Below are 11430 nucleotides of genomic sequence, written 5' to 3'. Positions count from 1 at the left end.
AGGAAGGGAAGGAAGCTATGACTATCTTCATCCGGACAGAACTGGGGTAGATACGAAGGTTTAGTAACAGCTCAACAAAGCCATAGACAAAAACCGGAAAAACAGGCACCTCCCCAAACTGCCTCCAACTCAATCTCCATATACATCCGTGCTAGAGGATTTAAGCATTTCAGCGATTGTTAGAGGAATATAGCTCTGAATGTTAGCGCTTATCTTCACTATTTCGGCTATATTCACCCGACATGTTCTAAAACCCTTGAAGTATAAAACGTACATGTTAAGCTAAATAATGGTTTAAGTAAACATAATAGGAGCGTATACTTTTGATTAATAAACGAGTTGCCTTTTTAGGTGCAGGTAATATGGCAGAAGCAATTATTTCAGGTTTTATCCAATCAGAAAAATTGGCAAAGGAACAAATCATCACTGCAAATCAATGCAATCAAGAGCGATTGAGCGAGTTAAAAAATAAATATGGCATAGAAGCAGTAACGAAGGACCAGTTGGATTATACAACGATAGATGTCTTTATTTTAGCAATGAAACCGAAAGATATAGATGGAGTATTGGAAGATTTACGCGACAAAATAACTGCTGATCAGCTGCTCATTTCTGTGTTGGCTGGTATTTCTACCTCTTATATGGAAGAAAATCTAAATGACGGTCAGCAAGTAATTCGGGTAATGCCGAATACTTCCAGTATGATTCAAGAATCTGCAACTGCCATTTCTCCTGGCAGACATGTAAGTATGGATCAAGTTCTGCTAGCTAAGGAAATGATGAAATGCATCGGGGAAGCCTATCTCATCGATGAAGATAAAATGGATATTTACACAGGTATCGCAGGTAGTGGTCCAGCCTACTTTTATAACCTGATGGAACATGTAGAAAATGTCGGCCACCAAGCAGGACTTGATCGAGAACTGGTACGAGAAATCGGGGCACAGACGCTTTTCGGTGCCGCAAAAATGATACTCGAACAAGAAGAAACTCCGAAAGAACTTAGAGAAAAAATAACGTCTCCAAATGGAACAACAGCTGCCGGACTGGATGCCCTAAATGCATATGGCGGTGGATTGGCAATTATCGAGGCAGTCAAAAGCGCAGCTTCCCGTTCAAAGGAATTAAGCAAAGAGTCTGAGAAACAATTGGTGTTTCAGAAATAAGTTATTATCAGATTCAAAGTAATAAAATAAGCTCCTATTACAGAAGTCAGGCTAACCTTTTTGTCAAGACTTCTAAATAGGAGCTTTTGATTTGTCAGATAGTGGTTTTATTAACAGAGCGGTTATTCCCCTCACTTCCACCTATCAGCGTTTACTTTTCAAAAAAAGCAGCCACCCAAACAAAATCTATCTCACACCACCGCACAAATAGACTTCCCACCATTCAGCACTCGATCAATTTCCTGCGCAATCAGCATTGCTGTCCTTGACTGAGCTTCAACCGTCAAGCCAGCAATGTGCGGGGAAAGCCGGATGGAATCAACCTTGGTAAGTAATGAATCCTTTTGAACTGGTTCTTTTTCGAGCACATCCAGATACGCACCAGCAATTTGCTTCAATTGAACAGCTTCGATGAGATCCTCCTCATGGATGATTCCACCCCTGGCTGAATTAATCACATAAGCATGCGGCTTCATCAGGGGGAAATTTTCCCGGTTGAGCAAATACCTGGTAGAGTTGGTCAGCGGCACATGAATGGAAACGAAGTCCGACTCGCTGAGCAATTCATCAAGTGTTTCTACAGGGCGGACACCCGATTCCTGAACCACATTGTCAAATGGAGCAACAAACGGGTCATAACCGATAACATTCATTCCAAAAACATTTGCTCTTCTCGCGACGCGGTTTGCTATCTCCCCCATCCCAATTAAGCCGAGTGTCCGGTTATTCAGCTCAAGTCCTGTAAAAAATTTCCTGTCCCAATTTCCTCTGCGCACATCGGCATCAGCAGCCGACAAAGGCCGGGATGCATCAAGCATCGCTGCCATCACATATTCAGCTACGGAGGTAGCATTCGCATTTCTCGCAGGAATCACCGGTATATCGCGTTCCTTGCAAGCTTTTAGATCGATATTATCAAGCCCGACCCCGAGACGGCCGATAACTCTTGTATTTTTTGCTGCATCAAGCAATTCAGGGTCAACCCGTGTTTCATTGCGAACGATCAGCGCATCATAGCCCGGTACCAATTCAAGCAATTCTTCCCGCTTCCGGCTCAACTCCATATCGTAATCAACCGTATACCCTTTTTGTCTCAATTCTTCCATTCCGTCTTCCCACATTAATTCCGTCACAAGAATTTTCATTTGCGCCATCTCCCTTTTTCTTAAAATAGTATGCAAAAGTATGTATTTTTCTAATTATTTCAATTATACTGCATATAAACAATTTTACAATATACTAATGAAAAATCAGAAAGGAGATTGGCAGGTATGATCGGTGTGAAGAAGATTGTGGTGAAGGATGAGGATATTGATGGATTGAACCATGTAAATAACAGTGTATATTTAAACTATCTGGAAACAGCGAGAGAAAACTGGTACATTAATGCGGCTGGATATTCCTATGAAGATTTTCATAAGGAAAATTTAGGCACCGCCGTGCTGAGAATAGATATATTATATAAGAAGGAAGCTGTCCTTCATGACGTTCTAAGCGTGACCACAACCCCGAAGAAGCTTGGCAATACAAGTTTTGTATTTGAACAGAAGATACGTAATGAAAAAGATGAGGTAGTCTGTGAAGCGGTGGTAACTAAAGTTATGATTGATCTTACAACCAGAAAAAGTGTTCCCGTTATTGATAGTATTGCTCGTAACTTTTAGCAGGAATTGACCCCTGAATTGATTTCAGAATTAAAAGCCCGCAGCTGATTGAGCAATAATCCAGCAAAACCACGCCACAATCAGATAAAGTTGAGCGGCAGCATAGTGATGCCAGGCTATCTAATGCTGCCGCTCTCCCGCCCTATCACTTATCCTTTTTATACTGCATATAAACAACCTGCGTTACAAGAAAATCCTCTACACCATGCTTTCCGTCCGTACCACCAAGGCCGGATTTGCGCATGCCCGCATGATAGCCTTGCACCGCTTCGAAATTCTCACGATTTACATAGGTTTCACCGAATTTCAGCTCATTGACCACACGCATTGCCTCGTTCATATCATCCGTATAAACGGAAGAGGACAGGCCATAGACAGTGTCGTTCCCCTTCTCAATCGCTTCATCCAGCGTTTTGAAGGTATCAATCGGAATGACTGGCCCGAAGATTTCTTCCTGCATTATATCTGATTCATGTGTGACATTGGTCAGGATTGTCGGCTTGTAAAAATAGCCATTTTCATTCGCAGCACGTTCACCGCCCGTGACCACTTCTGCTCCGTTTTCTTTTGCCTTCTTCACCATCTCCTCGACAGCTTCTAGCCGCTCGCTGCTGATGAGCGGACCGATGTCGGCATTCTTATTTTTCCGCGGATCATCAATAGTTTTGCTTTCAAAGCTTTCCTTCAGCCTTTCTATAAACCGATCAGCAATAGCTTCATGAACATAGATGCGTTCTGCATTCGTGCACGCCTGTCCATTGTTGGCGAGGCGTGAAGTGACAATATTCTCAACAGCCACGTCCATGTCGGCATTTCTTGTCACTATTGCGGGTGCTTTACCTCCAAGTTCCAGATTCACTTTTGTAATGTTCTGTGCGGCAGCTTCCATAATTTTCGTACCTGCAGCTATGCTTCCAGTCATTGAAATCATGGCAACTTTCTCATGATTTGTCAGTGCATTCCCGACTTCTGAGCCAGTGCCGGTCACTACATTATAAACACCCTTTGGGATTTCTTCCAAATCATCAATAATCTCAGTAAATGCCATCGTGGTGTTAGGTGTCTTCTGACTTGGTTTCAATACAATCGTGCAACCTGTCACAAGTGCGGTGGCAACTTTTCTGGCGAGAATGAACACCGGAAAATTCCACGGGACAATCCCTGCTACAACTCCAATAGGCTTCTTGTAAATAAATATATTCTCATTTCCCCGGTCACTTGGAACAATGTCACCTTCTATTCTGCGGGCCCATTCTGACATATAATGAAAATAATCAATCGCCAGGTCCACTTCTCCCTGTGCGAGTTCGTAGTCTTTACCCTGTTCTTCCTGAAGCAAATCGATAAACGTTTCCCGTCTATCCTGGATTGCATCCCCCAGCTTACGGACAATTTTACCGCGCTCATTATTTACTGTGAGCTCCCATTCCTTTTGAGCGAAGAACGCTGCCTCAACAGCCCGGTTTACATCTTCATCCGTTCCTCTTTGCGCTTGGGAAATTACTTCTTCCGTCGCTGGATTGACAATATCCAGCCAATCGCTGCCTGTGGAATTGGTATATTCACCATTGATATAAAGCTGATGTCTCTTCATGAGGACAGTCCTCCTTATCGCTTTTTGAGATGATTTTTCATCTGTTAATGATGTTCCACTTGCCACTGGCAGTTAAACAAACGCCTCAAATAAATGGATTAAATTCCATGTTTTTAAACTGTAAATAACGGGTAAGCCTAACATTCTCGGTATTCGGCAAAATCGAAAAGTAAGAGCACTCAAAATTAAAAATGAGCTTGTGCAAAAGTAATATTTGCTCAAGCTCATCCTAATTGTCAAATTTTCACATTAAAAAACAAATATTCGTTTTAAAAAGACCGAGAGTACTTATCCAGTTCCTAAACAAATTCCTGCCAATGATACCAGCCTTAATATAGCAGGGAATTAACCACAATATTTTCAGTATCCAACAATTTCGGGACGCCCCTGTTATCAAACTTCTGTGCTAAAACTTTTGTTCAATTTTATTAGTCTTTCTCTTTACTCCTTCAACCTCTTTAAACAAAAGATCAATATCTGAGCGAGTATCTTGTATATTTATACGTAAATCCCTGCGAATATCGGTAAAGTTTTCCCTCATTAATGTAGCATTGTGTCTCACAATATCTTTAAGTTCTTGCTGGCCATCTTCCAAACGATCAAAGCGACTATCTGCTTTTTCCTGCCAGGTTTCCATTTGATCAAAGCGACTATCTGCTTTTTCCTGCCAGGTTTCCATTTGGTCAAAGCGTGTGTCTGCTTTTTCTTGCCAGGTTTCTATTTGATCAAAGCGAGTGTCTGCTTTTTCCTGCCAGGATTCTATTTGATCAAAGCGACTATCCGCTTTTTCCTGCCAGGTTTCCATTTGGTCAAAGCGACTATCCGCTTTCTCCTGCCAGGTTTCCATTTGGTCGAAGCGAGTGTCCGCTTTTTCCTGCCAGGTTTCTATTTGATCAAAGCGACTATCCGTTTTTTCCTGCCAGGTTTCCATTCGGTCAAAGCGTGCATTCGTTTCCTTCCTAAATCCGCTTAATTCAGTAATGAGTTGCTCAAATAGCTTTTCCATACACCTCACCCCATTTATATTATTCTACCATATGCCCTTTTTAATTCACATGGAAATAATGCTGTTACGATCTTATATATAAGGTAGCTTATTCCATAGTCAAAATCAAAAGGCTAAAAATGAACTTTGAAAGAAGTGTATGCTATAAAAATTCAGCTTTCTATTAGGATAAAATTGTGAATTCAGCAGGAGTAAGCAGGTTATAAATGGATTTTAGGTTAATTTTACAAAACTGCCATATGCTAGTAAATCATCTTTCCAAACCCCGGAAGAGTAAGACTGATACTAGTGTACTCCACATCCGCCCCCAGTATCTTCCTATATACTCCCTGCCATTTGTCCATACTAAATATGATTGTTAAAATAATCATATATAAACCTTCATGACTGGGTGTGATTCCATGCGAAAGTTAAGGAACATCATTATTATATTGTTTATTGCTTTTGCCTTTTGGCATTTTTACGGAGATACATTTCAGCGTTCCGGTGTTCAGGGTGTTGTCCAGGACATGGAATCCACTGTGAATGACATAAAAGAGAATCCAAACGTAGCTGCTGCAATAGATACGTTAAATCAGGAGATCCAATTATTATTTGGAAAGTTAAAAGACTTCGGGTCCGATAGCGATGAGCCGAATCATCCTGTCGCAGAGAAACCGGAACTGGATGAGCCTGCTGAGCAGTCTTTTTCCGTCCATAATGTGGAAATTGGCGATGAACGTTCAGATGTGGGAGATCAGGCCGGCGAGCCTATGCATACTACTTTAAATGAGTACGGGGTGGATTGGGTTACTTATCACGAAAATTATCAAAACTTCTTCATGGCTGCATACGATGAGAAAGATCAGGTCGTAGGGTTGTACACCAATCAGGACCTGCTCACCTCGACAAAAGGGATTTCTTTTGCAGATACAAGGGATTCCGTTTTGTCCGCGTTGAATGAAGAGCCACTCGAAGCCATCCGGAAAGGGTTTGTCAATTATCAAATTCAAAGCAATCAAGAATATGATGTGTTTCTGATTGATAATAATTATGTGACAATCTTCTACGATAAGCATGAAAACAATACCATCACTGCAATACAAATGATCAGCGGAGAACTGGAACAGGAAAAGAAGAATTATTTTTCTGAGCCTAGCGAGGAATTAAAAGAAGGCTTCGAACATCAATTATTCGACTTGACGAATGCTGCCAGGGTCGAACATGGTCTTTCTGTTTTATCCTGGGAGGAAAATTTGAGAAAAACAGTTCGTGATCATAGTGCGGACATGGCTGAAAACAACTTTTTCAGTCACACAAATCAGGAGGGGCAATCTCCATTCGACCGTATGAAAGAGGATGACATTGTCTCCCGAATGGCAGGAGAAAATCTTGCAGCGAGCCAATTAAGCAGCATTTTTGCTCATGAAGGTCTCATGAACTCACTGGGCCACAGGGAAAATATATTGAAAGAAGAATATGAGGCGCTTGCGGTTGGAGTTGCTTTTAATTCGGATTCACAGCCGTTTTACACCGTTAATTTTTTGACAAAATAGGATGGCCTGCAGTGGCCGAAAATTGGGTATCAAGAAGTATAGAAATTCATAAAGAGGAAATTGCAGGGTGATTTGATATCTGCACATTGTTGACCAATCTTTCGAAGTAGATTTCCAGCGCTAGTATAATTTTATAAAATGTGGATCCTCACCTTATGTTATTTCCTCAGCAGGTGAGGATCCTTCAATAAGAAATTTCCAGTCTGTATTAACCTACGTTTTTCTTCTCAATCTTGGTGAACTCAAAAACAGGCCTTATGAGTTCTTCCCTCCATTTGTCGACTTTCTGTAAAAAACAAGGCAATTACCCAGCACAAAATTTTTATATTAAATTATCTATCTGTTAATGGAATATCATCATAATCCTCAACATCCAAATCATAGACCTCACCTGTTGCGAGACTATTTAATATTCCGTATAATCCTGATTCAACCGCTCTAGTCAATTGCCCCATTTTCTTTTGACCAAAGCTTTGTGTCTGGCCAGTAACTTCAAATATAACAGCACCACTGCCATTTAAAGCAAAAGATCCTAGAGCTGTACCCGGCAGATCCAAGTCTTGTGGGTACAGTGAAATATTCCCGAATGGTGAATTACCCATTTGCTGCAGTGCATCATAAGCTGCAACATTTAATTGCTTCGAAAAATCCACATTATAATTGTCTGCATATTCCTGGTATTTTTCTCCCTCTGGTGTATCAGGGTGTGGCACAAATACTCCGGATAAAGATAATGTAACCGGATCATCCGTTCCTTCAATGACATATTCACCTTGGTGGTGTAAATCTATAAATACATCAACTGTACCAAATTGGTTTTGCAAATCTTTATAAACATCCCGAACAGTTTGTGCCTCAGGTGTTATAAACCACCCCGGCTCTGAAGAATTATTAGGGAAATCCTCTGGCTGTAAAACATAATTCAGATCAGGATTAAAGTCACGATTCACATCAAAGCCTGGATTAGATGCATAATCCCAATACTGATTGGTATACGTATAATAATTCCAGGATGGTGCTGCTCCTTCCAGCTGAGGAAATTGATCTTCCACTTCCTCCCAAGTCATTTCATTCCCACGTCGATTTAATTCGGTTGCATCAGGATTAATCATTGGCATCGCCACAATCGTAAGTTCCTCTCTCAGCTGCCTCATCTCAGGGGAGTTATTTTTGCCAATTTTTTTAATCATATCTAATAATGCTTTTGTTCCAACTTTTTCATTTCCATGAATTTCGCTTTGGATTAACACAACTTGATCCCCTGAGCCGATCGTTGCTTTATATATTTCACGATCTTGATTGGAATATCCCGCCACATCCACCTGAACATTGCCTTTACTTGTCCGTTCGATCTGATTAAGTGTCCGGCTCAATTCATCATGACTGATAAAACCTGAAACAGGCGGCTTTTTGATTTCTGATGCTTCTGATACAACTGTTGAATCAGCTATTGGAGTTAGCATTCCTGCCCCTAATAATATCGCTCCGCTCAGCAGTGCAATTTTTCCTTTTCCTTTCATCTAAAACGCCTCCATTTTTATTTTTATGGTAGAACTTAAGAAGCTATTCTTTTAAGATAGCTCGATTTCCTTCAAGAAATGTAAAAATGAATCAAACGAACGCTGCAGTTTTTGACAAACTAAACCTTATTCCCTGATAATTCTGCATTTATTAGGTGGATGGAACCTATTTGAAAGTACTAGTTATTATTTCATCTGCATCGCAGTTTAATAGGAAGTTTTCTTGCATTATTCTGCTGCCTAAGACAAAATACTCCAGGCATACACATTCTTCAGACCATGAATAAAGAAATTATGTTGCATTAAAATCCTGATCAATGTAAAAACGATACGTTCGGTCTATTGCTTGAATAATTTGGAGTAGTATAATAATTCATAACAATATTCTTAGGAGGAAACGTTATGCAGAAGAAGTTTTTCTATCTAGCAATCACTATACTGGTTCTATCGTTCACAACTGATTCGGTCCTGGCACAGCCTGCACAAATGCAGGATGCTGAGTCGATCCACTTCAACTCAACGGTTGTCGATGGTCATGTTGATACGATGATGAATGTGGTAGATTCGGAAACATGGCTGCCTGATACGGACATCGGCGAGGATACATCCTTTCATTTAGACATACCAAAGGCTAAAGCAGGCGGCATCGATGCACCTTTCTTTGCTGCCTATACATCCGGTTATTACGACAACAACCCTCGTTCAATAAGCAGGACTTTAGCTTTGATCAATGCTTTATACTGGACGGAAGAACAAAACCCAGATGAATTCAAAATCTCATCAACAACGAAAGAAATCAGACAAACTGTCAAAGATAACAAAATTGCGGCTATCCCCACAATTGAAGGTGCCTATTCTTTGCAGGAACACAATGCACTCGGGCTTCTGCATCAATATCACGACCTTGGTGTGAAGGTTCTCGGTTTCAATTGGAATTATTCAAATGCCCTGGGTGAAGGCGCTGACAGAGTATATGGGGATCCTGATAGAACACCCTCAGAAGGCGGATTGACAGCTTTGGGTGCTGAGGTCGCACGAGAAATGAATAAAATTGGGATGGCCATCGATGTTTCACATATGTCCAGAAATACATTCTGGGAAGTGCTGGAAGTCTCTGAAGCTCCTGTCATAGCATCACATTCAGGTGTAGCTGGGATGAAAGAGCACCAACGGAATCTTACGGATGAACAATTGCTGGCGCTGAAAGACAATGGCGGTGTCATCAACATCGTATTCTATCCTGCATTTCTGACAGACAACCCGATCGGTTATGTTGAAGATGTTGCAGATCATATCGATTATGCTGTTAATTTGATGGGCATTGACCATGTCGGTCTCGGTTCTGACTTTGACGGTGCTTCCATGCCTGCAGATCTGCAAAACGCATCAGAAATGCCTAAACTTACCAAAGAATTAGTAATGAGGGGATATTCAAAACAAGAAATTGAAAAACTGCTTGGAGGGAATACACTGCGTGTACTCAAAGAAGTCGAAAAAGCAGCAGAGCATGACTCTTCTAAACGCGGCAAGGGGCCAGTTATAAAGCCAGAATATGAAATGGGTGAAATCATCGACAGCAGACAACCTCTTCTAAAGGCAGAAGTTGAAACGAAAAGAGGGGCGCCTCTAGATGAAGTCAGCCTTAAAATTATTGTAGACGGCATCTCCTACGAACCAGATTATAATAAAGATACAGCCACAATATCATTGCAGCTGACTGAGGACTTGCAGGAACGTTTCCATGTGGTAACTTTTGAAGCGGAGAATAAAGCTGGGAAAGTTAGTAGGGAGACTGTTATATTTTATATAGGAGATTGATATTGTAAAACATAAGGTGCAGGATGAATGAAGGCGTCCTGCACTTTTTGGAGTGCCTGTCACTCCCCGAAATTAGTCATATTTTGTCGATAGAATAGGAAAAATAAATCAAGAAGTAATAGGCACCCTCCTCAACAAACTCCCAATACTTCCTCCGTTTCTCTGACTCACTTCCAGAAAAACAATCTAAAATAACCTCCATATTTAACACTGGATTACTGGTCGTATGGAGATAATACCGATAACTGTTCAACCTTATCCATTTACCGGGGAGTGACAGGCACCACACCTTTTTCCACTTCCATGCATATTTTAGCATTATAGATGACTAAGAAGGAGTGGGTATTTTGGGTGCAAATAAAGGGAAATTTCCTGATGGATTCGATATTGATATGCGGCCTCTTCATGATTTTATGAAAAAAATGGATTCTTTTTTCAATGAATCATTTAAGCAAATTAATTCCCATTTTCATTTAAAATCCATTTGGACCGATGTAGAGGAAACAGATTCAGATATTATTGTTAAAGTGGAATTGCCTGGCTATAAACGTGATCAGATTCATATTGAAATCATTGGAAACAGATTACGGATTAGTGTGGAGGGAATGGAAAAGCTGGAAGCAAAGAATAATGAGAAAGATTATTATAGTAAAAGTCAGTCCGTTGAGCGGAAGGAAAAGATTGTAACTGTACCATTTATCATCCCGGAAAAAGAAACAAGCGCTTCGTTTAAAGATGGTTTATTGAAAATTATCATTCCGAAGAAAAATTCCAATAGGAAGTATATTAATCTTGAGGAATAACCACTGATAAAGCCGGAATCATCATCTGATGATTCCGGCTTTGACTAGTGGGACTTTATAATAATTGCTTATTTAAATCGGGAAGTGACAGGCACCCTCATGCGAATTGTCGAAAATTGTTTAGAAATTATCCACTAAAAACTCCTCGTTTAAAGGTAGAATAAAAGTAGATACTTTTAATTGTATTCGACAAAAACCGGGAAGTGACAGTGAACAACCCCCTTATAATGGACAATAGGATATAATAAAAATACGTCATAACAGACTTTTATAGGGGGATTATTTAATGGGGAAAAATCAAAGAAATACACATAAAAGTGTCGA

Annotated in this window: 9 protein-coding genes; 5 read left to right on the top strand and 4 right to left on the bottom strand. The window is 40.5% G+C overall.

Going from position 1 to position 11430, the window contains the following annotated elements:
- Positions 1–323 precede the first annotated feature (323 nt).
- Positions 324–1166: a pyrroline-5-carboxylate reductase gene (proC, locus tag CIL03_RS12780; protein WP_165767955.1), complete on the top strand. Its 843-nt coding sequence runs from the start codon at positions 324–326 to the stop codon at positions 1164–1166.
- A gap of 191 nt (positions 1167–1357) precedes the next feature.
- On the opposite strand, the gene CIL03_RS12775 is transcribed toward proC, so the two are convergent.
- Positions 1358–2311 (bottom strand): hydroxyacid dehydrogenase, encoded by a 954-nt coding sequence (locus tag CIL03_RS12775; RefSeq protein WP_094886262.1) that lies wholly within the window; start codon positions 2309–2311, stop codon positions 1358–1360.
- Between the two features lie 126 nt (positions 2312–2437).
- On the opposite strand from CIL03_RS12775, the gene CIL03_RS12770 reads away from it, so the two are divergent.
- On the top strand, positions 2438–2830 hold the full coding sequence (locus CIL03_RS12770) for an acyl-CoA thioesterase (protein ID WP_094886261.1): 393 nt from the start codon (positions 2438–2440) through the stop codon (positions 2828–2830).
- 145 nt (positions 2831–2975) lie between these two features.
- Here the strand turns inward: CIL03_RS12770 and aldA are convergent, their stop codons facing one another.
- Together aldA and CIL03_RS12760 are read right to left on the bottom strand one after the other, a co-directional pair.
- Positions 2976–4424 (bottom strand): aldehyde dehydrogenase, encoded by a 1449-nt coding sequence (gene aldA, locus CIL03_RS12765; RefSeq protein WP_094886260.1) that lies wholly within the window; start codon positions 4422–4424, stop codon positions 2976–2978.
- A gap of 406 nt (positions 4425–4830) precedes the next feature.
- Positions 4831–5430: a hypothetical protein gene (locus CIL03_RS12760; protein WP_094886259.1), complete on the bottom strand. Its 600-nt coding sequence runs from the start codon at positions 5428–5430 to the stop codon at positions 4831–4833.
- Between the two features lie 401 nt (positions 5431–5831).
- Between CIL03_RS12760 and CIL03_RS12755 the strand changes: the two genes are divergently transcribed.
- Complete coding sequence (locus CIL03_RS12755; RefSeq protein ID WP_094886258.1) at positions 5832–6965, top strand: CAP domain-containing protein; 1134 nt, start codon at positions 5832–5834, stop codon at positions 6963–6965.
- 332 nt (positions 6966–7297) lie between these two features.
- Here CIL03_RS12755 and CIL03_RS12750 read toward each other — a convergent pair whose 3' ends face one another.
- Positions 7298–8485, bottom strand: coding sequence for a M14 family zinc carboxypeptidase (locus CIL03_RS12750; RefSeq protein ID WP_094886257.1), 1188 nt, complete (start codon positions 8483–8485; stop codon positions 7298–7300).
- Positions 8486–8887: 402 nt separating this feature from the next.
- Here CIL03_RS12750 and CIL03_RS12745 point away from each other — a divergent pair, with 402 nt between their 5' ends.
- Entirely contained in the window at positions 8888–10303 is a 1416-nt protein-coding gene (locus CIL03_RS12745; RefSeq protein WP_094886256.1) for a dipeptidase, read from the top strand.
- Between the two features lie 347 nt (positions 10304–10650).
- Positions 10651–11106 carry an Hsp20/alpha crystallin family protein gene (locus CIL03_RS12740; RefSeq protein ID WP_240508072.1) on the top strand — a complete coding sequence of 152 codons (456 nt, stop codon included), beginning with the start codon at positions 10651–10653 and terminating at the stop codon, positions 11104–11106.
- The last annotated feature ends 324 nt before the right edge of the window (positions 11107–11430 follow it).

The organism is Virgibacillus indicus (assembly GCF_002266285.1).
Classification (GTDB): Bacteria; Bacillota; Bacilli; order Bacillales; family Amphibacillaceae; genus Virgibacillus_K; species Virgibacillus_K indicus.
This window is presented reverse-complemented; position numbering and strand designations above follow the sequence as displayed.